The organism is Parabacteroides gordonii MS-1 = DSM 23371 (assembly GCF_000969825.1).
Taxonomy (GTDB): Bacteria; Bacteroidota; Bacteroidia; order Bacteroidales; family Tannerellaceae; genus Parabacteroides; species Parabacteroides gordonii.
In genome coordinates this window covers 681934-708623 of record NZ_KQ033919.1, presented here as the reverse complement: position 1 = coordinate 708623, position 26690 = coordinate 681934, and the positions used below count along the sequence as shown (strand labels likewise).

Annotated in this window: 20 protein-coding genes; 7 read left to right on the top strand and 13 right to left on the bottom strand. The window is 45.2% G+C overall.

Going from position 1 to position 26690, the window contains the following annotated elements:
- Positions 1-321 precede the first annotated feature (321 nt).
- From HMPREF1536_RS02750 to HMPREF1536_RS02725, 6 genes are all read right to left on the bottom strand, one after another.
- Entirely contained in the window at positions 322-1704 is a 1383-nt protein-coding gene (locus HMPREF1536_RS02750; protein WP_028727853.1) for an MFS transporter, read from the bottom strand.
- Positions 1705-1815: 111 nt separating this feature from the next.
- Positions 1816-2928, bottom strand: coding sequence for a glycoside hydrolase family protein (locus HMPREF1536_RS02745; RefSeq protein ID WP_028727852.1), 1113 nt, complete (start codon positions 2926-2928; stop codon positions 1816-1818).
- 19 nt (positions 2929-2947) lie between these two features.
- Entirely contained in the window at positions 2948-5800 is a 2853-nt protein-coding gene (gcvP, locus tag HMPREF1536_RS02740) for an aminomethyl-transferring glycine dehydrogenase (protein WP_028727851.1), read from the bottom strand.
- Positions 5801-5814: 14 nt separating this feature from the next.
- On the bottom strand, positions 5815-6453 hold the full coding sequence (locus HMPREF1536_RS02735) for an MBL fold metallo-hydrolase (RefSeq protein WP_044192194.1): 639 nt from the start codon (positions 6451-6453) through the stop codon (positions 5815-5817).
- On the bottom strand, positions 6450-7070 hold the full coding sequence (gene rsmG / locus HMPREF1536_RS02730) for a 16S rRNA (guanine(527)-N(7))-methyltransferase RsmG (protein ID WP_028727849.1): 621 nt from the start codon (positions 7068-7070) through the stop codon (positions 6450-6452). The genes HMPREF1536_RS02735 and rsmG overlap by 4 nt, the downstream gene beginning before the upstream one ends.
- A 9-nt stretch (positions 7071-7079) precedes the next feature.
- The gene (locus HMPREF1536_RS02725) at positions 7080-7928 is read right to left on the bottom strand and encodes a DUF3298 and DUF4163 domain-containing protein (protein WP_028727848.1); all 849 of its coding nucleotides are present in this window, start codon (positions 7926-7928) and stop codon (positions 7080-7082) included.
- Positions 7929-8812: 884 nt separating this feature from the next.
- Between HMPREF1536_RS02725 and HMPREF1536_RS02710 the strand changes: the two genes are divergently transcribed.
- The 4 genes from HMPREF1536_RS02710 to HMPREF1536_RS02695 are packed head-to-tail and all read left to right on the top strand — an operon-like array spanning position 8813 to position 12544.
- Positions 8813-10039 carry a quaternary amine ABC transporter ATP-binding protein gene (locus HMPREF1536_RS02710; protein ID WP_028727845.1) on the top strand — a complete coding sequence of 409 codons (1227 nt, stop codon included), beginning with the start codon at positions 8813-8815 and terminating at the stop codon, positions 10037-10039.
- Positions 10036-10851, top strand: a complete 816-nt coding sequence (locus HMPREF1536_RS02705) for an ABC transporter permease (RefSeq protein WP_028727844.1) — start codon at positions 10036-10038, stop codon at positions 10849-10851. Before HMPREF1536_RS02710 ends, HMPREF1536_RS02705 begins: the two co-directional genes overlap by 4 nt.
- A 30-nt stretch (positions 10852-10881) precedes the next feature.
- Entirely contained in the window at positions 10882-11760 is an 879-nt protein-coding gene (locus tag HMPREF1536_RS02700) for a glycine betaine ABC transporter substrate-binding protein (protein ID WP_028727843.1), read from the top strand.
- 7 nt (positions 11761-11767) lie between these two features.
- Entirely contained in the window at positions 11768-12544 is a 777-nt protein-coding gene (locus HMPREF1536_RS02695; RefSeq protein ID WP_028727842.1) for a GDSL-type esterase/lipase family protein, read from the top strand.
- 96 nt (positions 12545-12640) lie between these two features.
- On the opposite strand, the gene HMPREF1536_RS02690 is transcribed toward HMPREF1536_RS02695, so the two are convergent.
- Positions 12641-13123: a ferritin gene (locus HMPREF1536_RS02690; protein WP_028727841.1), complete on the bottom strand. Its 483-nt coding sequence runs from the start codon at positions 13121-13123 to the stop codon at positions 12641-12643.
- 138 nt (positions 13124-13261) lie between these two features.
- Between HMPREF1536_RS02690 and HMPREF1536_RS02685 the strand changes: the two genes are divergently transcribed.
- From HMPREF1536_RS02685 to fucP, 3 genes are all read left to right on the top strand, one after another.
- Positions 13262-14743: a DUF4153 domain-containing protein gene (locus HMPREF1536_RS02685; RefSeq protein ID WP_028727840.1), complete on the top strand. Its 1482-nt coding sequence runs from the start codon at positions 13262-13264 to the stop codon at positions 14741-14743.
- Positions 14744-14836: 93 nt separating this feature from the next.
- Entirely contained in the window at positions 14837-15184 is a 348-nt protein-coding gene (locus tag HMPREF1536_RS02680) for an L-rhamnose mutarotase (RefSeq protein ID WP_044192220.1), read from the top strand.
- 4 nt (positions 15185-15188) lie between these two features.
- On the top strand, positions 15189-16418 hold the full coding sequence (gene fucP, locus HMPREF1536_RS02675; protein WP_028727838.1) for an L-fucose:H+ symporter permease: 1230 nt from the start codon (positions 15189-15191) through the stop codon (positions 16416-16418).
- A gap of 203 nt (positions 16419-16621) precedes the next feature.
- On the opposite strand, the gene HMPREF1536_RS02670 is transcribed toward fucP, so the two are convergent.
- From HMPREF1536_RS02670 to HMPREF1536_RS02645, 6 genes are all read right to left on the bottom strand, one after another.
- Positions 16622-18160 (bottom strand): sensor histidine kinase, encoded by a 1539-nt coding sequence (locus tag HMPREF1536_RS02670; RefSeq protein ID WP_167331502.1) that lies wholly within the window; start codon positions 18158-18160, stop codon positions 16622-16624.
- Between the two features lie 114 nt (positions 18161-18274).
- On the bottom strand, positions 18275-19069 hold the full coding sequence (locus HMPREF1536_RS02665; RefSeq protein WP_028727837.1) for a DUF6261 family protein: 795 nt from the start codon (positions 19067-19069) through the stop codon (positions 18275-18277).
- A gap of 737 nt (positions 19070-19806) precedes the next feature.
- Positions 19807-21837 carry a glycoside hydrolase family protein gene (locus HMPREF1536_RS02660; RefSeq protein WP_028727836.1) on the bottom strand — a complete coding sequence of 677 codons (2031 nt, stop codon included), beginning with the start codon at positions 21835-21837 and terminating at the stop codon, positions 19807-19809.
- A gap of 17 nt (positions 21838-21854) precedes the next feature.
- Positions 21855-22865: a family 43 glycosylhydrolase gene (locus HMPREF1536_RS02655; protein WP_028727835.1), complete on the bottom strand. Its 1011-nt coding sequence runs from the start codon at positions 22863-22865 to the stop codon at positions 21855-21857.
- Entirely contained in the window at positions 22862-23818 is a 957-nt protein-coding gene (locus HMPREF1536_RS02650) for a glycoside hydrolase family 43 protein (protein ID WP_028727834.1), read from the bottom strand. The genes HMPREF1536_RS02655 and HMPREF1536_RS02650 overlap by 4 nt, the downstream gene beginning before the upstream one ends.
- Before the next feature lie 24 nt (positions 23819-23842).
- Entirely contained in the window at positions 23843-26632 is a 2790-nt protein-coding gene (locus HMPREF1536_RS02645) for a glycoside hydrolase family 43 protein (RefSeq protein WP_028727833.1), read from the bottom strand.
- Between the last annotated feature and the right edge of the window lie 58 nt (positions 26633-26690).

Genomic DNA, 26690 nt, shown 5'->3' with positions numbered 1-26690 from the left:
TTATGTAATGAGAATTTTATAAAGGCTATAATTGACTGGGGCTTAAAGCGATATGTTGAATTATTGTTGTAAATGTACTAAGTTCTGCAAGAACTCAGATAATCTTGTTGGTAAGTGTAATTTATTTAATAATAAAAATCGTATTTATATCCGTGAATTTGGGAGAATAATGTAAGATTTAAGGTCGGTTTTGAACGATTATTATGATCATTTTATTGTGATGATAAGTAAATACCGGATGATATGGAAAGTAGCGCAAGAGGTGAAAAAACAAGAGCAGAAGAAAATGAATGCTATCGTTCTTCTGCTCTTGTTTTGTTTTTATTTATTGGATGCATCCAGCTTCTTCACTACTTTGCCGTAAATGATCAAGGCAAACGCAGATACCAGCGCGATTACTCCGAAATAATACCATATATAATGTGCATGTGCACTGGCGGCTACCCATTCCTCATGAGTCGCAAATAAGGTCGGCTCCGGGCAATATTTGCTTAGCAGGAAACCGGATAAACCGAATCCGAGAATGGATGACAGAAAAGAATGCAGATGGCTAAAACCAAGATATAGACCTTCTTCCCCTTTGGGAGCCTGTAATGAGAAATATTCAAGAAAACGGGGAGATATAAATGTTTCTGCCAGTCCCTGGAAGACAATACCGACTACCATCATAAAAGCTACCGGATGCATACCCAGAATAGTTGTACTTCCGTCCAGCATATTCCCATAAGCCATACAGAGGGCCGATACCGGCATGATGAACATACCGAGCGTCATAGAAGTTAGCGCTGTTTTCTTACGCATTAACTGAGTAACCAGGTTTACGGTCAATACGACTACTAGTGGATTGACATTGGCATACCAGGATGGAGAAGCTCCTTCACCGGCCAGGCGTAATACATATTTAGGCATAGTTGCATATAATTGATGTTGCACCATCCAGAAACCGGTGATAATGATTATCAGGGTGATCAGTCGTCCGTTTGTGCAGACTTTGATTAATGCTGTCCATATCTGACCGAATGTCTTACCTTCACCCGAATGCTGGGCGCTTTTATAGAAGAACCAGATGGCTATCAAAGCAATGAAGGTCATCGATGCCGAAAAATAGTTGAGGGTAATAAGCCCTTCGTTTCCTAATGCTTCGCGTAACGGCTTTACAATGGTCTTGCCGGAAAAGGCTCCGATATTAACCATCGCGTAGAAGATGGAGAAACCTTTGGCACGGGTTTCAGGCGTTGTTTCTCTGGCTACTGTACCGGTGATCACACTTTTGATGAATGAGCCCCCGAGAACGATCAGCGCCATAATGGGGATGATACCATATCGAAGGTTACTCTCCAGTAATCCTTTGAATGTGGTGGTGGTTCCATACTCGACAAGACCGGCCGATTCTAGCCAGGTAGGATAAAGACCTAGTCCGGTATAACCGATGGTGAGCAGGGAAAAGGCTAACAACATGGAGTTACGGAATCCTATTTTATCGGCTAGTGCTCCGGCAAATGTGGGAAGCAGATAAAGAAAAGCGGAGAATGTTCCGGCGATAGTAGCCGCCTGGATGTCGTTGAATCCGAGGATACGGCTGAGGTAGAGGGTTATTACGATAAATACGCCGTAATAGGCTGCACGTTCAAAAAGTTCGACGGTATTGGCTACCCAAAACGCTTTACTAAATTTGATTTTCTCTTTCTTTGTCGTTGTGTTCATGTGATAGTTATTTGTTTTTAGAATTTAGAATAGAAATGTAAAACGCAGGTATATGCAGATGAGAAAATTAGAGCTGCGTATACCTGCGTTGTTACATATCGTGTAAGTCATTTATTTTTTCGTATATGACTGGTGAATAGCCTTGTCGAACGCTTTCCAATGTTCGTCGGTCATATTACCGGGCGTAAACAGGGCGATACCTGCCGCACCGCTTTCCATCGAACCGCGTACAGCTTCTTCCATCTCAGAAGGAATCAGGCCGTGGCCTTCCGGATCTTTGATGTTGGCCTTATTCTGCCAATCCTGACAGATAAACAGGCCGCTGTAAACCGGCTTTTTGCCATTAACGGAGTTCACTTCTTCTTTCGTTACTTCGCCTACCCAGGCTGCATCTTCCAGATAGAAATCGTTGTAGTTCATCGGGAAGAATGCATCGATGTTCCATTTGTTCCATTCTTGGCGAACCATCCATTTCGCATGAGAATCGGGGCCGGGGAAAACGGCTGCGCTGACTTTCTTGCCTTTGGCGTGCACTGTATCGGCAATGCGATCGACCAGCTTGGTGATCAGGTCGCAGCGGAACTGTGCCCATTCTTCACATTTGGAAGGATCTTCAACCGATTTGATGTCGATACCGGTAGCAGCCTTAAAGTCGGCCACACATTTATCGCAATAGCAATAATCGGCAGTCGGATATTCTTCGTTCATGACCAGGCCGTATTTTTCCCAGAGACCTTTAGCCAGGATCACGTCTACATAACGGATATAGTCCAGATGAACGTAATCCACTTCGGGGATATCAGCTACTTTACCGTACAGGTCGGTCAGGAATTCGGCTGTACCTTCGTGGTTCGGGCATAAGCTTTTGTAATAAGGAACGTATGCCTGTACGTTGTAGGCCGATTCGCCTTTACGGTTTACCGTATACAATGTAGAATCCATATTTCCTTGCAGCATGGCTGGTATCCAGGCATGATATTCCATACCGTTGGCATGAGCCACTTTGGCTGCGCGCTGGATTTTCTGCAGGTCGTGTCCGGCATTATAGCACATGCCGTCCAGTCCATGCGATTTCCATTTGCTGAAATCAGCTTGCAGGGTTTCTTCGGTTGTGTTGCCGCCTTCGCCTTGCCAACCGTACACTTTCACTTTTGTTTCCGGAGCTTTGGTGCAAGCCGTTGCCAGTAAAGCAACAGCTGCCAAAGCGATAAATACTTTCTTCATTAATTAGTTGTTGTCGTTATTAAATTTCACAAGCACAGAGAGTAGGGATCAGGTTACGGTCGCCGTAAGCATTATCTACGCGGGCTACGTTGATCCAGAATTTACTTTCGTGCAACCATTCCAGCGGGAAGGCTGCCTTACTACGGGGATATTCATGCTTCCATTCATCGGCCGTTACTTCATATTCCGGATGAGGAGCATTTTTGAGCACGTTGTCTTCTTTGGATGCTTTTCCTTCTTCTACTTCTTTGATCTCTTTCCAGATGCAGTCCATTACTTCGGCAAAACGATCCAGCTCGGCTTTGCTTTCGCTTTCGGTCGGTTCGACCATCAAGGTGCCGTGTACCGGGAATGACAGCGTAGGAGCATGGTAACCGAAGTCCATCAGACGTTTGGCGATATCGCCTTCGTCGATACCGGATGCTTCTTTCACACCACGGCATTCGAGGATCAGTTCGTGGCCTACACGTCCGGTTGCACCTGTATAAACGATACCGTAAGTATCTTTGAATTTGGAAGCCAGATAGTTGGCGTTCAGGATAGCCGTTTTTGTTACTGTTTCCAGTCCTTCCGTACCCAGCATGCGGATGTAAGCATATGTAATAGGAAGAACACCGGCACTACCGTAAGGAGCGGCGGAAACCGTATTCTGATCAGACCCCCACAGAACAGGGTGAGACGGCAGGAACGGAACCAGGTGTTCGGCTACGCAGATCGGGCCTACGCCGGGGCCACCGCCACCGTGAGGAATGGCAAATGTTTTATGCAGGTTCAGGTGACAAACATCGGCACCGATCGTACCGGGGTTGGTCAGCCCTACCTGTGCATTCATATTGGCACCGTCCATATAAACCTGTGCGCCACATGCATGGATGATGTCGCACATTTCTTTGATGTCGACTTCAAAGATACCGTGTGTAGAAGGATAAGTGATCATGGTTGCAGCCAGGTTATCCTTGTTCTCTTCTGCTTTGGCACGGAAATCTTCCAGGTCGATGTTACCGTTGTCGTCACATTTTACCGTAACAGTCGTGTAACCGCACTGAATTGCGCTGGCCGGGTTTGTACCGTGGGCGGAAGCGGGCAGAAGAACGATATTTCTGTGTCCCTGTCCGATGCTTTCCAGGTAAGCGCGGATCACGCGAAGTCCTGTATATTCACCGGCAGCACCGGAGTTCGGTTGCAGGGTGGCACCCTTGAATCCTGTTATCTCGGTCAGGTAATTGCAAAGGTTCTCTATCAGTTCCTTGTACCCTTCTACCTGTTCTTCGGGAGCGTACGGGTGGATATTCTGGAATTCAGGACGACCCAGTGGTAACATGCTTGATGCTGAATTCAGCTTCATCGTACAGGAACCCAGGGAGATCATGGATTGTGCCAACGATACGTCTTTACGTCCCAAGCGGGTAATGTAACGCATCAATTCTGTTTCCGTATGATATTTCTTGAATACATCTTCCACCAGGATGTCGGATGTACGGGCAAATTTCTTGTCGAAATAAGTCTTTTCGGGAATGGCTTCTTCCAGCATATAATCTTTTCCGGCTGCTCCGGCGAAGATATAAAGCAGTACGCCGATATCGGTCGGTTGCGTTGTTTCGTCGATACTGATGCCCACCTGTCCGGCTTCGAAGTAACGCAGGTTCACTTTACATTCCAGCGCGATCTCACGGAGGACATTCACGGAAACGTGAGCCGGCAATTCGATTTTCAGCGTATCGAAATAATCTTTGTTCAGTTGTCTGTAACCCAGTTTTTCAAGTTCGGCAGCTAGGAAGCCGGCAGAAGCATGGATGCGTCCTGCAATGTTGCGCAGACCTTCTGCTCCGTGATATACGGCATAGAAGCCGGCCATTGTTGCCAGCAGAGCCTGTGCGGTACAGATATTGGAAGTCGCTTTTTCGCGTTTGATATGCTGTTCGCGTGTCTGGAGAGCCAGACGGAAAGCCGGATGTCCGTAAGCATCTTTGGAGATACCGATGATACGTCCCGGAATGGCACGTTTGTATTCGTCTTTTGTTGCAAAGAAAGCAGCTGAAGGACCGCCGTAGAACATCGGGATACCGAAACGCTGGCTGCTACCGAATACTACATCCGCACCCCATTCGCCCGGAGGTGTCAGCAATACCAGGCTCATCAGGTCGGCTGCAACAGCTACACGGGTTTCGTTCGCATTTGCTTTGGCAACGAATTCTTTATAGTCTTCGATGGAACCACTCGCATTTGGATATTGAACGATCGCACCGAATACATCGGGAGTAAATTCGAATGTTTTGTAATCGCCTGTCACTACCTTGATACCCTGCGGGATCATACGGGTGTTGATGACAGCCTGGGTGGAAGCAAATACATTTTCATCTACAAATAACGTATTGGCACCCGCTTTAGCCTGTGCACGGCTGCGGCTTCCGTAGAACATGCTGGCAGCTTCGGCTGCGGCAGTCGCTTCGTCCAGCAACGAGCAGTTGGTCAACGGCAATGCGGTCAGTTCGCTGATCACGGTCTGGAAATTAAGTAAGGCTTCCAGACGTCCCTGCGATACTTCTGCCTGATACGGCGTATAGGAAGTGTACCATGCCGGATTCTCAAACACATTTCGCAGGATAGGGGCAGGGCAGATGGTATCGTACCAACCCATGCCGATATAGGAGGTGAATACTTCGTTCTTGGATGCCAGTTCGGAAATATGTTCGGCATATTCCCTTTCCGTCATGGGTTCCGGAAGATTCAAAGGTTCTTTCAGACGGATATTGGCCGGAATGGTCTGGTCAATCAATTCGTTGACCGATTTAACACCGATAGCTTCAAGCATTGCCGGAATATCTTCCTCTGCAATACCGACATGACGGTTTACAAATTTATTTGTGTCCATAGTATTTAATGTGTTTATAAATAAGGATTGTTTAATTTCTCGTCGATAATTCTTGTTTCCGGGCCGTGGCCGGGATAAACGACCGTTTCGTCCGGAAGGGATAATAGTTTGTCGTTGATGGCTGCGATCAGTACCTCCTGGTTTCCGCCCCACAGGTCTGTACGACCGATACTGCCGGCAAATAAGGCATCTCCCACAATGACAAAACCGTTTTTCTTATTATAGAAAGCAATGCTGCCGGGTGAGTGGCCGGGTACGGTCAGCACCAGTAGTTCGGAATGTCCGAATTTAACCACTTCGTTTCCTACCAGGTATTTCTCCACCGGAATATTTACCATTTTACCCGGTACGCCGAAAAGCTTGGCCTGTTCTTTGGGTGACGGTAGATGTTCTACGTCCGCTTTGTGTGCTTCCGGTTTTAAGCCGTACGTCTGGTAAGCAAACGGGTTGCCGAATATGTGATCCAGATGAAGATGCGTACAGAGCAGGTGTTTCACCGTCAGTTTATTCTCGGTGATATAGTCGCTCAATAGTTTTTCTTCTTCTTTACGGCAACATCCGCAGTCGATAATGACTGCTTCTTTCGTATCGTCATGCAATACGAAGGTATTCTCTTGGAAGTAATTAAATTGAAATGCTTGTATTGTAATCATAGCGGTACGTAAACTACTTTTTTAGTTTTGAAAAATTCTTCTTTGAAATGGTCACCCAGCTCGATCGTGATCGCTTGCTTCTGGAATGCATGTATCTCATGCTGAAGTTCGCCCCCCTTCAGGCAAATCAAACCATTCGGCAACGCATTCTGTTGTTCTTTTTTTACGTTCTTGCGGGATATTTTGACCAGGTCGGCTAATGGCATGACCGCCCGGCTGACAACGAAGTCGAAAAGTTGTTTTTCTTCTTCGGCGCGGCAATGGCGGAATGTAACGTTCTTCAAACCGATCGCCTCGGCAACGGCCTGTCCTACCTTGATCTTTTTCCCGATGCTGTCGACCAAGTGGAACTGCACCTCCGGAAAGAAGATAGCCAGGGGAATACCCGGAAATCCCCCGCCCGTACCGATATCCATAACGGTAGAACCGTCTTTGAACTTCATCATTTTGGTGATCCCCAATGAATGGAGTACATGGTGCGGATACAGGTTCTCTATATCTTTGCGGGAAATGACATTGATTTTTGAGTTCCAGTCAGTATATAAGTCATACAGAGCTTCGTATTGTGCCAGTTGCTTTTCGTTCAGCTCCGGAAAATAAGTCTTTATAAGTTCCATAAATTGTTTTTAAAATGCCAGATGAGCGATCGGACTGTCTTTTTTCAGCAGGTATTGTATCTCTTCGTACGGAAGATGTACGTTAGTTGCCCCCACTACATAGGCCGCGATCTCGTATTCATTAAATGTATAGGTAATACCATAATCGTCTATCAGGAAGTTTCCGTTGGGGAAAATCTCTTCCACGCTGAAGAAACCTACGTTTTCCAGTTCTTTCGGATTATCCACATTGTTTTGTTTGGCGATCCGGTCTACCAGTATCTGTGCCAGGTCGTCCTGATAATTATCAATAAATATATCTTCTTCTTTGATCAGATCACCAGTTTTCAGGTCGATGACATTGTTGCTGAAACTGTGCGCTCCATGTGCTCCCCCCGTGTAATTATCGAAATTGACTGTATAGCTCAGGATTCCATTTTGGTTATAAGCAATATCGTTCGACGACATTTCGTAGTAACCGAACCAGGCTCCCACCGGAGTTTCATCCGATTTGGCTACTTCATCCTTATATTCCTCTTCCAGTTCCTTGTAGCTATCCAGGTAGTCTTGTGTATATTTGGCTGTTGCCTCTTCGGGGGATAAAGCATCATAGTTATCTCCGAAGTAAGAGGAGACGAACTGTTTCTGAATCTTTTTCAGTATGTCTTTATTGTCGTATTTGACCGGGAACGTGAAGTTTATCTGCAGGTTACAGTTTGGATTTTCTGGGTTTTCCAGCAAATGATAGGTTTTGTCCACACTGATCGAGTCGAATTTTATATCATTATCCGCCGTCTTTTTTGTTCCGGTATTACAACCACTGACAAAAATACTAATGAGAAATAGAGCCACCAGTTTTTGGCATAATTGCGTCTTCATCGTGATACAGATTTAATTTTATACTTATAAGACGCAAATGTACAAGTTTCTCTTCGAATTACCGAATAGATAACTGATTTTATCAATCTTCTTCATCTATCAAATTGTCATTACTATACTATGTTATTGAGATTACTATAGCGGATATTTTAAATTACCCTTGCGAGTAATATTTTTTTTGAGAAAAATTGATTATTGAAATCTTCTGCTTATCTTTGCCCTGCGCATGAAATGCAACGAGTTGCAACGTGTGTCGTTTTTTGTTGGACATAAGCGTTTTAAATATTATTTGGCATTGAAATCTCGACAATTTCATACCTAACAAATAATAGACAGTAGATGCAAATGTTCTTATCTGTTTATGCACAATGAGAATTGTTTGAAATTGATTCGTGTATATGGACAAGAGCGTGGTACTGTGATATATTTGTTGGGGGGCCTGTCGAGAGCCTCAATGTCTATATATCAACAGTATCCACGCTTCTTTTTTCTTTGTCCGGTCGGAATGTTTAATGGCTGGTCGAGCCATCCGGGATTAGCAGGGAGTATCTTCCCACAAAAATATCATATATTTTTTACGATGTTATTCATATTCTTGAAAATCAAGAAAGTTTAGTGTAAATGTACATTTTGTCCGAAGCAGTCCGGAAGTGTATGTAAATGTGATCTTTTGTTTTATAAATTAGCTTTAAATGAACTAAATCAACGTTTGCTTGTTCTATAGATGTGGCACGGGATAAAAAGCCACAACCTGAGGAAAAAACAATTCAAAATTTTACAGTTAAAAGTTTATCGGATCCATCGTCTGGTTCCGGTACTGGATTATACTTGTCTGAACTACCGGTTCAGGGAGATAATATCGCTGTATTATAAACTAAAGATATATGGCAAAAATAGAAATAAAAAACTTATCCATCCTTTTCGGGCCTGAGAAGACTAAAGCGAAAAAGATGATCGTGAAAGGAAAAAGTAAACAGGAAATCCTGAAGGCAACAGGGTGTACCGTGGCGGTACGCAATGCCAATCTGGAAATAGAGGAAGGAGAGATGTTCGTTATTATGGGACTATCCGGTAGCGGTAAGTCGACTTTACTCCGGTGTATTAACCGGCTGAACGAACCTTCGATGGGGGAAATTCGCCTCAATGGTGTCGATATAACCCGCTCGTCGGATAAGGAGCTGTTGCAGATACGTAGAAAAGAAATGGCAATGGTGTTTCAGCATTTCGGACTTCTGCCTCATCGTACGGTGCTGAACAACGTGTCGTTCGGGCTCGAATTGCAGGGTGTCCCTAAGGATGAACGCATGCGGAAAGCACAGGAGAGTGTTTTGCTTGTAGGGTTGAAGGGATACGAAAACCAGCGGGTAGATGAATTGTCGGGAGGTATGCAACAACGTGTCGGACTGGCTCGTGCACTGGCGAATAATCCTGAGGTGCTTCTGATGGATGAGGCTTTTTCGGCTTTAGACCCGCTTATCCGCGAACAGATGCAGGATGAGTTACTCCTTTTGCAGGAGAAGATGAAAAGAACGATTGTCTTTATTACGCACGACCTGGATGAAGCGATCAAATTGGGTGACCGTATCGCGATCATGAAGGATGGTGAGATCGTGCAGGTGGGAACGCCTGAAGAGATCCTGACCGACCCGGCGAACGCTTACGTAACGCGCTTTACCGAAAGTGTAGATCGTGGACGCATCGTTACGGCTTCTTCCATCATGCTGAAACAACCTATCGTAGTAAGGCTTAAAAAAGACGGGCCGGAAACGATTCTCCGTAAGATGCGTGAGAAGCATTTATATGCTTTGCCTGTTATCGGGAATGAGGATCAGTTTATCGGTGAAATACAATATAAAGATGTATTGAGGTTGCGAAAGGAAGGTAGCAAGGATGTGAGTTCTATCGTTATAAAGGAAGTTCCTTCTGTATTGGAAAATACTACGGTAGAGGATATGTTGCCGTTACTTCCTAAAGTACGCCAGGCTTTACCCGTTGTCGACGAGAATAACCGCTTGACAGGCGTTGTTTCTCCTTCGGCCATCATTATCGAGATGACAGGTAAAGACCAGAAAGAAATAGAAGAAATAATTCAAAACGCAATAGACTTATGATCAATATCGGACAATATATAGAGATAGCCATCAACTGGCTGACGGAACATTGGGCACCTTTCTTTGATATAATAAATAATGGCATCGGTGGTTTTATCGATGGCTTCCAGCACGGGTTACTTTGGATTCCCTTTTATGTAATGATCCTGGCATTAACCGTTTTAGCTTGGCTTAAGGCCGGGAAAGGAACGGCTGTATTGACTTTACTCGGCTTGTTCCTGATCTATGGCATGGGATTCTGGGAGCAGACGATGCAAACAGTGGCATTGGTTTTATCCTCTACCGTTATCGCTTTGGTTTTAGGCGTTCCATTGGGGATATGGACGGCACGCAACCATATTGCCGCAAAAATAATCCGTCCGCTGATGGACTTGATGCAGACGATGCCTGCTTTTGTCTACCTGATACCTGCTGTTTTATTCTTCGGGTTGGGGCCGGTGCCGGGAGCTTTTGCGACAGTGATATTTGCGATGCCACCGGTTGTCCGCCTGACCGATCTGGGGATTCGCCAGGTGCCGGAAGATATTGTCGAGGCTACCCGCTCATTCGGGGCTACTTCACGTCAGTTATTGTTTAAGGTGCAGTTGCCGTTGGCTTTGCCAACTATTATGACAGGCGTTAACCAGACGATTATGATGGCGTTGTCTATGGTGGTGATTGCCGCTATGATTTCAGCCGGAGGGTTGGGTGAAATTGTCCTGAAAGGGATTACCCAGATGAAGATCGGTCTTGGATTTGAGGGCGGTATCGCAGTGGTGATCCTGGCTATTGTTCTGGATCGTATAACTCAGGGGTTTGTTCGTAAGAACTGATCCTTAGTCATTAATTAAAAAGAGATTTATATGAGAAGATTTATTATACTTATCAACCTGATCCTGCTTCTGGCTGTGATCATGTTCCTGGCTGGATGTAGCCGTGCCAAAGACCCGAAAGAGATCTCTATCGGGTATGTGAACTGGTCGGAAGGGATTGCCATGAGTTATCTGGCAAAGGCGATGCTGGAAGAACAAGGATATAAAGTAACATTGAAGAATGCCGATATCGCACCGATCTTTACCTCGGTAGCTGCCGGAAAGGTAGACCTTTTCCTGGATGCCTGGCTTCCGGATACGCATGTCGATTATATGCGGCAATATGGCGACCGGTTGGAAACGATCGGCGTCCCGTTTGAAAATGCCCGTTTGGGATTGGCTGTCCCTTCGTATGTGACGATCAATACGATCGAAGAACTGGAAACGAACCGGGAACATTTCAAGGATGAGATCATCGGTATCGATATCGGCGCCAGTCTGATGAACCTGACGGAACAGGCGGTCGATGACTATGGCTTACATCTGAAGCTGATGCCTTCGAGCGGCCCGACCATGACTGCCTTCCTGCAAAAGTCGGTCGAGCATAATGAATGGATCGTTGTCACCGGCTGGATGCCCCACTGGATGTTTTCGCGCTATGGATTGAAGTTCCTGGAAGACAAAAAAGGTATTTATGGAGAAGCAGAACATATAGAAGCAGTTGCAACAAAAGGTTTCTCGGAAACTCATCCTTATGTAGCCGAGTTCTTCCGGAACTTTAAATTTACGGGCGAGCAATTAAGCGAGCTGATGGATATAATGGAGGATTATCCGATGAGGGAACTGGAAGGAGCAAAAGTTTGGTTGAAAAAACATCCGGAGGTAATCGATTTATTTTTACCTTCGTCAGCAAATCAATTAACTCTGTAAAACGAATATGAAACTGATCGGGAAAATAACTTGTTTGTTGCTGGGACTGGCAATCGGTAGTCCCTTTATGAAGGGGGAGAATATGAAAAATGTAAATGTTGTATTTATAGGCAACAGCATAACGCAAGGAGCGCTGATACAGGATCCTGTGCATGATGCGCCACCGGTGAAGGCGGCCCTGTATCTGACCAAACAGCCTTCGATCACTTCCATCAAGTATTCTAATCAGGGGGTGAGCGGTTGCACGACAACCGATTACCTGCCGCAGACGGAAACACTTTTTCCGAAAGCAAAGGCCGCAGCCGATAAATTTGCCGATGAAACATGGGCGACGCTTGTCTTCTCTATCATGTTGGGAACGAACGACAGTGCGATTACCGGCCCGAACGGTGCTCCGGCTTCTCCGGAGAAGTATGAAGAAAATATGAAAGCGATTATAAACCAGCTGCTGGCCTTGTATCCGAGCTGTAAGATCGTGTTGCATCGTCCGGTCTGGTATAGTCCGAATACGTATAATGGTGCGATGTACCTGAAAGAAGGGCTGAACCGCCTGCAAAGCTATTACCCTGTCCTGCAATCCCTGGTGGCGGATTACGCTAACCGTTTCCCCGGCCAGGTCTTTATGGGCGATACGGAAGGTTTCGATTATTTCAAAGCCAACTATCAGACGGATCTGTTCCCCGAAGACGGTAATGCCGGAACCTTCTATCTTCACCCGAACGTAAAAGGAGCCGCCGTATTAGGTGAGCTTTGGGGAAAGGCGATCATGAAGATCCTGGAATAACAGGAACGATTTGGAACAATAAAAAAAATCCATCCGAATGAAATTTGATTTTCTTTCGGATGGATTTCTTTTTTCTACCGGATGACCGGCTTTCCGTTATCTTTTAGCTAATTGATGATCCATGATCGCTACATGATGTTCGCCATACATTTTGAGTTTCTCAACAATGTTCTTGGCGGTAGCTTCTTCTTCCACCTGTTCGCGGACGAAGCCCCAAAGGAAGTCCTGAGTCGCTTTATCTTTTTCGGCTGCGGCAACATCAACCAGTTTGTCGATCAGTTCGGAAACATGTACTTCATGCTCATACACGTGTTCGAATATTTCGAGCGGCGTGCCGAATGCTGTCGGAACCACGTTGATCTGTTCCAGTTTAACCTGGCCACCGCGTTTGATCGAGTAATCGATCATTGTGTAAGCATGTTCCAATTCTTCCTGCGACTGTTTTTTCATCCAGTGTGCAAAACCGTCCATACCCAGCTGGGAAAAATGGATTGACATGGACAAATAAAGGTTGGAAGACCACATTTCTGCAAGAATCTGCTCGTTAAGAGCATCGGATAATTTTCTACTAAGTGTCATAATTGTATGTTTTATGTATGTTCGTTGTTTTATTTATAGAACAAACTGCTTTTCGATTTGTTTTGTTATTCTGCTATTTCTTATGACATGCAATAAGAAATTCTTATCTTCGTTACCAATTAATAAACATTGTTTGATATGAGAAAGAAACTGGAAATACTTGCCGCAAGGTTACGGCAAGCCGTCCGGATGCATCCGGTAGAAGTTTTATTGTCCGTCGCTTTCAGCCTGCTTGGATGTTTCCATTATGAGAACGCCTTTGCCTATCGTTTCCTGACAGCTCCACTAGCTTATTTCCCGGTACTGTTTCTGGTCACTTTTACATTAAACGGATGGACGGCACAGCATAAGTTCCGGCCTTTATATTATCTGTCCGCTTTCTTCTTTATCCCTTTCCTGTGGATAGAAAGGGATAATTTCTGGACAGCCACCTATCTGGTTTCGCTGATTGTAGTGCAGTTGTTTTATCTGGTAAGCGGATGGAAACGGGATAATGAAGCCTTTGTGTCTACCGGCCTGCGTTATCTGCGGGCATTGTTTTCTGCGGGGCTGTTGGCCGGTATTGCTTATCTGCTGGCTTTATCGATCTACTATTCGGTGCAGTATATATTTGAAATAGGACATTCGTACGACAGGAATTTTAATACCGATTCCGCTTTCCTTATTTTTATGTGCGGGATGCCTTTGCTGTTCCTGATGTTCATCCAAAAGAAGGAGGGGGAGGAGACTCCGAACCGCTTGTTTGAAGTATTGTTGAACTATGTCCTTTCGCCGGCCTTACTGATCTATGCGGTGATCCTCTACCTTTATTTTATAAAGATCGCCATTCAATGGTCGCTGCCGAAAGGGGCGATCGCCTATATTGTCGTCAGTTTTATTTCGGCTACTTTTATATTGAAGGGCTGCCAGGCATTCTTAAGGAAACGGTATTATGATTGGTTTTACCGATTCTCCAGTTTGGCCGTACTTCCGGCTTTGGTGATGTACTGGGTAGGAACTTGTTACCGCATCAACGAATACGGATTTACCGAGCCGCGTGTGTATCTCGTAGTGACCGGCTTGATCCTGACTGCTTTAACCCTGCTGTTCTTTACGAAGCGGTGGGGGCGTTACCTGTATGCAGCCTGCCTGGCCATCGTGTTCCTGTCCGCCGTCACTTATATACCCGGCATTACGGCCAAGAATATCGAAATCATTTCGCAGACACGGCGCGATAATTATCCGCCGAAGGAAAAGGGGTACGATTACGACTCTTATATACAGATTAACTACGACAACCCGGTCGATATATCCGGCTACCGTACATTGATACCGGTCACCGGATATAAAGGCAATGCCCTAATGTGGACTTCTGTCGATCGGGATAGTTTTTATATTTTTAACAAGCCCGAGACGCTTGTTTATGGTGAAAGCCTTTCTACTTTCTGGAACAACCAGTTGAACAAAGCAGGCATCAACCCCGGCGACACCATCCCCGATGCGGCTTTCCCCATTCTTCTTGAGTTTGATATGGATTCGGCGAAGCTCATTTTCCAGCAGATCAGTTTATACCGGAACTCTCCCGATTCGGCTTATGCCATTTCCTATATAACTCCATCCTATTATCTGAAAAAGAAATAGCAGATCAAGGTGTCCGGCAAGGTCGGGCACCTCGATTGCGCATCCGTTTATCAACGGAAAATCGTACCTTTGCAATTCCTTAAAATTATATTTATGAAGAGATATTGTCAGACACTGGATTTAAAAGACGACGAAACACTGATACAGGAATACATGTATTGGCACTCACCCGAACACTCCTGGCCGGAAATCAGTAAAGGTATTCGCGAAGTAGGCATCCTGGATATGGAAATATACCGCCTGGGTAACCATTTATTTATGATTGTGGAAACCCCCGACGACTTCGACTGGGACACCGCCTTTGCCCGTCTCGCCACCCTCGACCGTCAGGCCGAATGGGAAGCTTTCGTGGCCAAGTATCAACAGGTCGCTCCCGGTGCCACATCCGCCGAGAAATGGCAGTTGATGGATCGTATATTTAAACTACCCGAATCAAAATAATCCGATGGAAAAGAAAAACAAACAAAGCTTATTCGCCGCCCCCAATGGGAAATCTTACATTATACCGTTTATACTGATCACCAGCCTGTTCCTTCTGTGGGGATTTGCGCATGGGTTGCTCGACGTGCTGAACAAGCATTTCCAGGGCGCGTTTACGATGACGAAAGCCGAGAGCGGCCTGGTGCAGTTCTCTACCTATATCGCCTATTTCCTGATGGCACTCCCGGCCGGAATGTTCATGAAACGCTACGGCTATAAGAAAGGGATCATCCTGGGATTGCTGTTGTTTGCCGCCGGCGCATTCGCTTTTATCCCGGCAGCTTTCCTGCATTCGGCCACGCCTTTCCTGGTGGCACTGTTCATTATTGCCTGCGGGCTTTGCATACTGGAGACGGCTGCAAATCCCTATTCGACCATCCTGGGGCCGGCGGAGTCGGGGGCACAACGCCTGAACCTGTCGCAATCGTTCAACGGACTGGGCTGGATACTGGGGCCGTTGGTAGGAGGCGCCCTGATCTTCGGGGGAGCGCAAGACGATCCGTTCGCCCTGACGAAGCCTTATATCCTTGTCGGCAGTGTCGTGCTGCTCGTGGCTGTCCTCTTCTTTTTCACCCGGCTTCCGGAAGTGAAGGTGGAGGAGGAAGAGGTGCAGGAAGATGTAAAGTTTCCTGCTACTTCGATCTGGAAGCACCGTCAGTTTGTTAGAGCCGTAGTGGCGCAGTTCTGCTACTGTGCGGCGCAGACCGGGATATTCAGCTTCTTCATCAACTACGTAACGGAACTCGATCCGCAAATGACGAATATCGAAGCCTCGCGCATCCTGGCATTTGGCGGGATGGCCTTGTTTATGATCGGCCGCCTGTCGGGAAGTTTTACGATGAAATGGATGGCTCCCGGTAAGCTGCTTACCTGGTTTGCGTTGGCGGATGCCATCTGTATGGCGCTGGTCGTTGTTTCGGCAGGGACGGTTTCGCTGTATGCCCTGTATCTTTCTTTCTTTTTTATGTCGATCATGTTCCCAACCATCTTCGCGCTGGGGTTGGAAGGGATGGGCGGCTATACGAAGAAAGCCTCTTCTTATATCGTGATGGGAGTTGCAGGCGGCGCATTCAGTCCGATGCTGATGGGATATATCGGGGCGGACAACATGGCGATGGGATTTTTTGTCCCGCTGCTGGCCTTCCTCTACATCCTATACTTCGCAATGAAATGTAAAAAGGAGAATAGCCGGTAAGTATATCCGGTATCGTTTTTATATAAAAAAGGGTGTATCAAAAAGGTTAAATACATAGGAACTGAGAAATTTGTGTTTACCATATAATTATATAGGAGATGTCCTACTTAACTAACCCTTTGATACACCCTTACGTAGGGACCATTTCATGTCATCACGACATAAAATGCACTTGAAACCTCACGGTTTCTTTCATCTAAAATCTATCTGCCACCCTCTGTGGGCAAATAGGGTATCGTAAACCAAAAACAGGTCCATTTCCCGACCTCGGAGTTTACCCATATCTCGCCTCCCAGCGTATGCACAATCATTTCACAGATACTTAACCCGAGCCCGGCTCCCTGAACAAAAGTATTCAACTGTGTAAACCGTCCGAATATATCATTCATCTTATCTTTCGGTATGCCGATCCCTGTATCTCTTACGAAAAACCTTAACTGTTCTTCATCCGGCAAATAATCGTAACCTATGCTGATTGTTCCTTCTTTTGTGAACTTCATCGAATTGTTCAGTAAATTGATTAACACTTGCATCACTCGGCTTCGGGAAGAACGGATTATATAATCTGAAAATCCTTTGTTACAAAGGATCTCCACTTTATCATTATTATGTCTGAGCAGAGCCGAATGTACCACCTCATCAAGAAGTTCATTGACCGAAAAGGTCGTTTTACTAAAGTCGAGTGTTCCCGCTTCGATCTTTGCCAGGTCGAGAATATCATTTATCAATTGCAGCAAAAGAGAGTTGTTACTTTCAATAATGCTGATATATTCATTTCTCTCCTCTTCAGATTGGGCAGAGGGCAGGAGACTTGAAAAACCGATAATGGCATTCAATGGTGTCCGTATCTCATGGCTCATATTGGCTAGGAAAGCCGACTTCAGCCTGTTTGATTCTTCTGCCTTGTTGAGCGCATTACGCAAACTTTGTTCAAGTTGTTTTTGCTCCGTGATCGGCAGGAAGATCCCCGACAATTCTATTACATTTTTGTCGGAATCGTACTCGGCTTCGGCAACCATTTCTTCCCATCTTCCTTCTACGTTATAAAAATTTCGCAGATTACTCAACTCATATTCAATACGTCCCTTCGCTATCTCCCCTTTTAGTAACTGGTTGAACAAATAGCGAACCTTGGGACGGTAGTCGATATGCACGACTAACAATGCATCTTCCAACGAAACCTGTATATTCTTTTTCAGACTTTTCGTCTCTTTACCGGTCACAGGATCAATATTTGTTTCCAGCATTTCTATCGTGACGAGATCTTCACTGATATCATAAAACCAATAGACTATATCTGCCGCATCGATCGCCATTAACAGTTTATGGTTGTACTCCTCCAGGTTTTTCCTGATATATCTTTGTTCCGTTACATCGATGAAGAATATATCGATCACATCTTTTTCTTTCGCAGGTGTGACGATTGTTTTATAAATATTTTTACCGATATGGTAGTCACCTATATACGGTTTCCTTGTTTTAAGTACATCCTTTGTCACCCCTATATATTTTTCCAGCGAACCAATCTTGGTCTTTTCAATTTCAGCTCTGTTTTTATACTGGATATCTTTTTTCGGGACTAATTGATCATTAAATGCCTTGTTGACATCCAACACTTCCGTATCGTTTACACCTTCGTTGTCGATTATTTTGCATCGTATATAAGGAATAGGCATGTTATCAAACAAATCCTGATATTTCAGAATCAATTTATGTTCATTCTTGCGCATATTTGAGCGCATACGCCTTACATATATAATATTCAAAAGGAATACTATAATTACTAGCAAAATACAGCAAATCAGTATCAAAAGCCAGTTAGATTCCATCGACTTTCAGGATTTTATTGGTACAGTTTATTCTATTACAGGCCTGTCGTCTTCGCCTCCTTTTCCGGAAGTAGACGGGCGCGTCGTTCCGGTGCTTGTTCTTCCTCCCATGCCTGCTCCCAGATTATTTGAGATCACAACACGGTAATGATCAATACGTGCATTCCACCAGGCGAAGAGTTCGGCATATTTATCATCACCGTTTACAATCGCCAATGCATTCAATTTTTCTACCAAAGCATTATATGCCTTCTCAAAGGCAGGACGTGTTACTTCGGTACTGCCTTTTCCCGACTTCACGGAGTATTCTTCTGTGCGTTTAATTGTAAGGGAGGAGCAAAGGTCGTTTACCTTCTGTAATTCCTTCATCCAGTCATCCAACTCTACCAGTGTAACATCTTCTTTATATTTATCGGAAGATAGTTCTTGTATAAAATTATTGATAAAACTCGTCTGATCGTCGAAAGAACGCCGTTGTGCTCCTACGAACGTATTTGTGAAGGCCATTAGCCGCTCTGCCGCACTCCGTTTTTCCGGTTTGAAATGCCGAAGAAAGTTCTTTATTTGTGAGATAATTGCCACGTGAAGATTCCCGCGTTGTTTATTGGCTTCGTTCATTTGGCTGGTATAGAAACTCTTAGCGATGTTGACTATACTATCATCAAAGGCTTGTAATTTTGCTTGATAATCCGGAAACAAATCATCAACTACAAGCTCCGCTGCTCCTTTTGCTTCGATTGCCGACTCAACCTCACGGCCAAACGTGAGGCTTTCATTATTCTTTAATCTGGTTTTCGTTCCAAATGTCTGTATTTTGGCCATAGATTTAGGTATTAATGAATAAATTTAGACTTAGAGAATACATCATTCTTTTATTTTTATGCCCTGCTTTAAGTTTCATCCTTCGATAAACTTATCGAAGGGCCATGTTGCTTATAAATGTTCTTCGATATAGTTATCGAATGATTATGTTGATCGTCTTGGCCTTTAAATATCAATATCGAAAGGCTTTGCTGGCGTCGGCGTTCATCCGTGTTTTTATCGAAGGGTTTTGCGGGCTGCATGGTCTTTCGATAAAATAACCGAAGAGATATTATTTGATAAATGGATCTTCCATATTTTGATTTTTTATATACATTAACAATTAGAATGACTAGATTAAACGATCGTTTTTTCTAGTCATGTTTTAACATTTATGAACAAAATTGATTTTTTAATCCAAAATTTTAAAGAAACAAAGAAAATCAATATTTTTGGAGAATTTTTATTGCGTTTTCTTTGCTCGTTTTACATTTTATAATACTTTTGTAGGTGACTAAGAAAAACGATCCTTAAAACTAGTCATTGCTATTTAACATATTATTCTTTTGAATATCATAGCTTGTATTGTGTTGAATATGGGTGATTTAACAGGTGTATCCGCTTAATAAACCTTATTGTTGTAAATTTATTTTTGTAACTTCTTGCTTTCCTGATAATGTAATCATTGTTCATAATAAAAAAGCCCACATGCAGATGAATGCATGCAGGCTTCCTTATTTATATAATGTATAGTCGGCTTATTTTAGAAACGATTCCGCTCTTCCCGGAGAGAACAACTCCCATAAGGAAGCGACCGTCCAACCCGGGGCGAAGATGTCGTTGTAATAGCCTTTACCATTTTTACCATAATCCCAGTTGGTGTGCTGCACGACTTCGGGGTAGTACCCTTTTTTCGCAACCCCGCACATATGTCCCTCGTAAGGTAACAGTTGTCGCATGGATGTACTGATAACCTCGGCGAAGGTGGAGAAGCGTTCTTCCTTATATTCCTTTGCCAGCCAGTGAAGTACATCTACGAAATCGAAGATGAAGACGTCAATATGGTTATTTTCAACAGAGACGTTTCCCCAACCGCGCGTTTTCAGTCCGATGTCGCCCAGCATTTGTCCCGGTGCGAAAGGCACGTCCCAGGTGTAATACCATGAGAGGGCGAAATAGGCGGCCTTGCGTGCCAGGGCGGCGTAATGGGCACGTTCTTCGCCTTTCGTGGCCAGTGCCAGGTAATAGGCGGCGGTGGAACCGTAGAGAGAGGCTTCCTTATCTTCGCAGTTGGCGTCGAGGGTGGAGGAGAAGTAATCCGATTTGGAGATCAGCTCTTTCTCCAGGTAGTCTACCGAACGTTTGGCGGCTGTCAGGTAACGTTTGTCCTTGAAGTATCTGGAAGCCATAATCAGCGGGAGGGTTGCCGAGGGTGTGCTGCCTCCGCTCTTATCGACGATGGAATAATCGTCCTTGAATTTGCGGGGGAAACTGCCGTCCTCGTTCTGCAAACGGAGGAAACTTTCCAACATACTCTTGATCCGTTGTTCCCATTCCGGGTGTTTGCGGCCGTGTTCTTTCTCGTAACCGAGATAATACATCAGGGCGTAGACGCCTTCAGATTGGCGGCGGATGCTATGCACGTCGTCCTGCTTGTCGTTCTTGTAATGGACTCTTTCGTTGAAGAAACCGCCCGTGGAGAAGCCGTTTTGCAGGTAAGTGTCGAAGATGGAGTTGGCATTTGCCACGAGGTCTGAACGCTGTTGCTTCTCGCCGTATTCAAGGGCATTGAAGGCATTGAGCAGGGTGCGGCCTACGAAGCCGACTTCGGCTACATCGGTGTTGTCGCAAGTCTCGGTGCGCAGTTCCACGCCTGAATAATAGTGGGTGGGGTAGTCGCTGACGTAACTTTCCACGAAGAAGTTGCTTAAGACTTCCTTCATCTTGTCGGGCGTGTAGGCGGTCTGAACGGGTTGCGGGCGGTTGGTGTCGAAACTGTATTCCCAGGCATGCTGCACGCATTCGGAGAAGTCGGCGGCATTGAATTCGTTCACTTCCCAGGTCAGCGTGATGCTTTCGTCCTTGCGGAGCAGCTGGAAGGCTTCGACGGCGGGGGCAAGTGTGAGTTTGCGGATATAGGTTTTCGGGGCTTCCTTGTAGGGGAAACCGAAGGAGAGGGCGGCTGCTCCCGCAAGGTTCTCGAAACCGGTGTAGCCGATGGAAGTCTTGCCGGAGAGGATCACTTCGCCTTCTTTATGGGTGGTCAGGGCGTCGGCCTTGAATTCGTCGAGACGGATCACGGAGATCGTTTTACCGTTTTTGGCATCGAAGATAGCGGTCATGGGGGTACTCAGGCGGTCTTCCCGTACGATCCAGCTGTCGGACGTGTGGAAAGAGGGGGCTTTCTCCGGCGAACGGAGGTTGCGACGGTACCAGAAGCCGGGCAGGTAGAACTGGCAGTCGTCGTGGCTGAAACCGGTCTTGATCTGCTCCGCGTAATTGAACCAGATATCTTCGTAGGCGGTGATGCAGACTGTGATCTGTTGTTTACCGTCCTTGTCTTCTACTTTCTGGTAGATCGAAAGGGGGAGTTTGTCTCCTGCCTTGAGCTGGTAATCGAAATAATTGTCCTGCAACTTCTGCATGGTCAACGGGTACTGCCGGGCATCGTTTCCGGGTACTTTCAGGGCAATCGAGGCTTTCACATTTTCCGGTGAATAGTTCACTGCTTCCACGCCGGTCGTTCCGGCCAGCAGCAGCAATGAAAGGGCTACGTTTTTCAAATTCATATTGATATATTTAAAAGTTAGAATACGGGTTTTTCTGATTTCAAAGAGGGTGAATCGGTTGCGACGGCAGGCCAGCCGTCTTTCCAGTTGATACGATCCAGCATCAGGACGCGGCCGGATGGGTCGTTCACATTGACTGCGTGGTAGAACGTCCAGTCGTTGCCGGCCTTATCTGTAAGGATCTCCGAGTTATGGCCTGTTCCGACGAAAGAACCGTTCTTGTGGATCAGTACTTCGTGATGGTTTTCCAGCATCGGTTGTCCGCTCTTGTCCACATAGGGGCCGAACAGTTCCTTCGAACGTCCTACGACTGTCGTGTAGGTGCTTTTCAGTCCCTCACAGCAGGAGCCGATCGAGGCGAAGAGGTAATAATATCCGTCCTTTTTATGGATATAGGTTCCTTCGTAAGCCGTACCTGCGATCTGCACAGGGCGGGAGCCTTCTTTCAATGAGAGTCCGTCGTCACTCAGTTCGATGCCGTAAATACCGCGGAAGCTTCCCCAGAAAAGGTATTTCCGGTTGCCTTCTTCTATATAAAAAGGATCGATAGAGTTCTGTACATTGATCTCGTTGCTACGGAGCATCATCCCCTGGTCGCTGAAAGGGCCTGACGGACGATCGGCGGTAGCACAACCGATACCGCAAGTCCATTCGCCTCCCCAGACCGACATGGAATAATAAAGTACGTATCGGTCGCCGACCTTATTGATGTCGGGAGCCCAGAGTCCGCCGTCGGGCTCAAAGTCCGGGCGTGTCTGATCGGTGAACGCAGTGCCGACCATTTCCCAGTTAACCAGGTCTTTCGATCGGTGGATAGGTAAATTGCGAATATCCTCCGTCGCATACAGGTAGAAATAACCGTCGTCCCCCCGGATAACCGAAGGGTCGGGAAGGCTGTAAGCAATTACGGGGTTTTGATAGGTTTCTGCCTTTTCTCCGGTGTTTCCGCCATTGCCTTCGTCTTTAGAGCCGGACGAGGAACAGGCCGCAAAGCCACATAGTGCCAGTAGTAATAATTCTTTTTTCATTTTGCCAATTTAGGGGTTATATATTCTTTACTGATTCGCATCCGGTCGATACCGTCGACTTTCTCGAAACTGACGTTACCGATGTGCATGGCGCGCGGATGAATATTCTCTTTATCCTTATGCGCATGATAAACGATCCGGAGGTTTCCCTCTTTATCCGTGAACATCGCGCTGTGCCCTACACCGACCAATTCTCCCGGCGACTGTAACAAGGGGTTTTCGTCATATTTCGTCCATTCTCCCATAATATCCGTAGCCGTTGCACAACCTACTCCGTATAAAGGGCTTTCATAGCTGTTGGCGGAATAGGTCATGTAATAAAGTCCGTTGCGCTTAAGCACATAAGGGCCTTCATTTACGCGCGGCCAGACGGTTTCCCATTCCTGCGAGACATGGATGCAAGGGTGGGAGGTGCCTTCCTTTATGGTAATGAGGTCTTCCTCCAATCTGGCCACCCATATATTATTCCCGTCGTTGAAAGGGACATAGAAGAGATAAGGTGTACCGTCATCATCGATAAAGAGTGAGTTGTCAATGCTCTTCTCGGTGGCTATCATCGGCTTCTGTTCTTCCTGTCTGAACGGGCCCAGAGGGGAATTGGAAGTGGCAACGCAAATATGTTCATCCGCGGAGTAATACATATAGAAGGTATCATTTACTTTATATATCTCGGGGGCCCAAAACCATTTGTCGGCCCAGCTGTCTTCTTTATTCAATGCCAGCCCGGCGAGTTTCCAGGTATTCAGGTCATCGGAGGTGTACACCTCGATCCCCTGGTCGGAATGTGTCCCATACGCGTAGTAAACCCCGTTGTGCAGCAGAATGAACGGATCACCCAAGGGGACTGTTTCTGCTGCTATCTCCACATTTTCTTTTTCCTTTGCTTTGTTGGATGAACATCCGACAAGAGCACTCAATACTAGAATTCCAATGTAAACAAAACTTTTTTTCATGGTCTTATATTTTCTATGAATAATTTACTTTCCAATATGATATCGCAAAACACCATTATAGGTCGGCTGACAACGTTCTGAATAAAGTCCGACTTTTGATAGCGGGTAAGCAGCCTCCAACTGACATATTTCCTTTCCGTCTATAAACAGATAGAGGTTATTGTCTTTTTTAACGGCACGTATATTATAAGAGGTCTTCAATAATTCATTGATCCGGATCTTGTCTATATGCCGTGACAGATCCTGCGGGTCTTTATTGATGAATCTCAATGCATCGGTCTTTACCGGAGAGAACGACAACTTGTTATAGGCCGGATGAGGGGCAATTTCACTTTGGCTGTTCTCCCCAAGAGGATACCATTTCGCGTCTTTCGCATATTCTATCACGAACCGGTCGAACATATTCTCCGCGAAATCATTCTTATCTCCAACATCATGGCGATTCAAATAAAAAGCATCTAACCAGACAGGGCTTTGAAAGCGATAGCCTTTCTCTATAAAGTCTGTATATTTGACATCCGGGTAAATGGTTTTCAGGCATTCCAGAGGAAAACTATATTTCTGTAAGGTTTTACCGTTTTTTACCATTGTAACATCCAGCGTGCGTGTACTGCCGTTAATTACAGCTTTCACATAGTTATCTTTATCTATATAGACCGGATAACCACCTGCAAGACCCTTTTCGGAGAGGTTGGATACCTGAAATGAATATTCATAATTATTCAGCATATCGCCCTTCAGTATCTCTGTTTTATTATTATCCGAAACTTTCAAGCCCTTTGCCGTGCTTTCATATTTTCCGCTGATACATTCCCAACCGGGCATGGTACAATCATAATCATCAAAGCCAAGCGTATATACAATTCCGTCAAAAGCAGCCTTTCCCTCTTTAACAAACAGACCGGGGACACCGGCTTCTGATCCCGGTAGTATTCCTTCAAACCATGACTTTCCCGGAGCAGGAATGCCATCCAGAAGTACTTTCATATTATCCATATTTTTTTCTATTGTAAAGGTATGGTATACTCCAAAGATAAAATCTTCCGGTAAATTAAAAAACTCTTTCCGCTCTTTTCCCTGTATACAAGTTTGCAGATACCAACCGGAGCGGGTTGAATCCAAACCTACATTTATATAATTCTCCGCATCTTTCCAATAGGCTATGACTCCGGCTTCATTTGTGGCATTCACTCCGGCTTCAAACAAATAGGATGTGCCTGATTGTACCTTGTCTAGTAATCCATAAGATGATTCCTGATTTTGCCATACCAACTCGCCATCGGTAACGCCCCATTGATCGTTTGCCGGGAAAGTCCAGCTTTTTAGTAAAGACGCATCATCAAAAGTATCACCATAAGTCGGTTTGGCCGGTTCCGGATGATATCCTTTTGTGTTGGGGCCGGTTATTCCGTCTACATAAAGTGTTTTATCGAAGAATTGCACACGGTTTATGTATTGTCCACGAGGTTCATAGTTCTTATTCGCCATATAAATAAGCCACCATTCAAAACCGTTCGGGCCACGCAAAATATTAGGTTGTCCGGGAGTTAAAAGGATGTCGTCTGCTTTATCATCTTTCATATCGAATAAAGAAACATCAAAGAAGTTCGTTCTACTGCCTTTATTCGTTTCAATAGCCAGGACGTTGGGAGCATCATTCCTCAATATGGCAATCTGCTTTTCACTCAAATTAAGGATACAATAATCCGCCCCTTGCTTATTATAAATCCGCTCTCCGTTCAAATATATCTTAGTATCTCCGTCATGGGTTACACGCAAAGCGGCATTCTTTATCGTATTACTTATCTGGAAGGTCTTGCGCAACCATAAGGAAGACGTCTGCCATTTTGTTCCCAGATGACGTGTAGTCGATCCTTCCACATCTTTTGAAGCAAATCCGGATTCCCCCTTTTTCCAACCGGAAGCATTATAATCAGGTTGCATCCAGTTACCTTCCGGCTGTTCTTCCATATAAGCGAAGTACGGCTCATAAGCTTTACCATATCTTAATACATCCACATAGTTCTCTTCCAGGGAAGTCTGATTGGATAAAACTACCGGATAACTATACTTTCCCCCATTCTGGAAAGTCAGTGGAGAATCCGCCTCTGCTACACCTAATTGGTAATTCCCCCATTCTGTCGATGTATGATTAGCATTATACATCATATAATAACGATCTCTGTACTTCATTACCCAGGGGCCTTCAGCTACGCGATTGTCCATTGTTTCCCAGGTGTCGGGTAAGGGAGCAAACTGACATACCGGTTCACCGGAAAACTCTGCCGGTGATTTCATTTTACGTCCCCAGATCGTATTTCCGTCTGTAAAGCGAACCATATACATATATAATTGTCCGTCATCATCTTTAAAGACCATAGGATCGATCCGGTTATCCATCCAGGTTGTTTTGTCCGGTTCTGTATAAGGCCCTAGTATATCTTTACCCTGTGCATGTACAATATGTACGGCATGTTTGTCTTTCCCCCAATAATTGACAGACCAATATAAATGAAAATCCCCGTTCAAATAGAACATATCGTTTGCGTGGATCTGATTATCTCCAGCTCCGCTTCCTTTTGTCCAATCGTTATCCATTGACACTACATGCACCGGAGTCCCCCAATTAACGAGATCTTTAGAGATGTAAAAATCACCATTCGTAAAAACACCTCCGATATAATATTTTCCATTATACTTCACTGCTCCGGCATCAGCAACTCCGGGCAACACTGGGTTCTGGATGTTTTGTGCACACAGGTCTAAACAACAGGAAAGAGCTAATAATAGTATCGCTTTTTTATTGATATTCATGGCAAAGATTATTATAAAAGTATCCTTTAATCTCCATACGAACAATTAGAGTACGAAG

Bases quoted from the DNA above. Each gene is read 5' to 3' on its own strand.
- HMPREF1536_RS02750 (WP_028727853.1), bottom strand. From the start codon at position 1,704: ATGAACACAACGACAAAGAAAGAGAAAATCAAATTTAGTAAAGCGTTT.
- HMPREF1536_RS02745 (WP_028727852.1), bottom strand. From the start codon at position 2,928: ATGAAGAAAGTATTTATCGCTTTGGCAGCTGTTGCTTTACTGGCAACG.
- gcvP (WP_028727851.1), bottom strand. From the start codon at position 5,800: ATGGACACAAATAAATTTGTAAACCGTCATGTCGGTATTGCAGAGGAA.
- HMPREF1536_RS02735 (WP_044192194.1), bottom strand. From the start codon at position 6,453: ATGATTACAATACAAGCATTTCAATTTAATTACTTCCAAGAGAATACC.
- rsmG (WP_028727849.1), bottom strand. From the start codon at position 7,070: ATGGAACTTATAAAGACTTATTTTCCGGAGCTGAACGAAAAGCAACTG.
- HMPREF1536_RS02725 (WP_028727848.1), bottom strand. From the start codon at position 7,928: ATGAAGACGCAATTATGCCAAAAACTGGTGGCTCTATTTCTCATTAGT.
- HMPREF1536_RS02710 (WP_028727845.1), top strand. From the start codon at position 8,813: ATGGCAAAAATAGAAATAAAAAACTTATCCATCCTTTTCGGGCCTGAG.
- HMPREF1536_RS02705 (WP_028727844.1), top strand. From the start codon at position 10,036: ATGATCAATATCGGACAATATATAGAGATAGCCATCAACTGGCTGACG.
- HMPREF1536_RS02700 (WP_028727843.1), top strand. From the start codon at position 10,882: ATGAGAAGATTTATTATACTTATCAACCTGATCCTGCTTCTGGCTGTG.
- HMPREF1536_RS02695 (WP_028727842.1), top strand. From the start codon at position 11,768: ATGAAACTGATCGGGAAAATAACTTGTTTGTTGCTGGGACTGGCAATC.
- HMPREF1536_RS02690 (WP_028727841.1), bottom strand. From the start codon at position 13,123: ATGACACTTAGTAGAAAATTATCCGATGCTCTTAACGAGCAGATTCTT.
- HMPREF1536_RS02685 (WP_028727840.1), top strand. From the start codon at position 13,262: ATGAGAAAGAAACTGGAAATACTTGCCGCAAGGTTACGGCAAGCCGTC.
- HMPREF1536_RS02680 (WP_044192220.1), top strand. From the start codon at position 14,837: ATGAAGAGATATTGTCAGACACTGGATTTAAAAGACGACGAAACACTG.
- fucP (WP_028727838.1), top strand. From the start codon at position 15,189: ATGGAAAAGAAAAACAAACAAAGCTTATTCGCCGCCCCCAATGGGAAA.
- HMPREF1536_RS02670 (WP_167331502.1), bottom strand. From the start codon at position 18,160: ATGCGCTCAAATATGCGCAAGAATGAACATAAATTGATTCTGAAATAT.
- HMPREF1536_RS02665 (WP_028727837.1), bottom strand. From the start codon at position 19,069: ATGGCCAAAATACAGACATTTGGAACGAAAACCAGATTAAAGAATAAT.
- HMPREF1536_RS02660 (WP_028727836.1), bottom strand. From the start codon at position 21,837: ATGAATTTGAAAAACGTAGCCCTTTCATTGCTGCTGCTGGCCGGAACG.
- HMPREF1536_RS02655 (WP_028727835.1), bottom strand. From the start codon at position 22,865: ATGAAAAAAGAATTATTACTACTGGCACTATGTGGCTTTGCGGCCTGT.
- HMPREF1536_RS02650 (WP_028727834.1), bottom strand. From the start codon at position 23,818: ATGAAAAAAAGTTTTGTTTACATTGGAATTCTAGTATTGAGTGCTCTT.
- HMPREF1536_RS02645 (WP_028727833.1), bottom strand. From the start codon at position 26,632: ATGAATATCAATAAAAAAGCGATACTATTATTAGCTCTTTCCTGTTGT.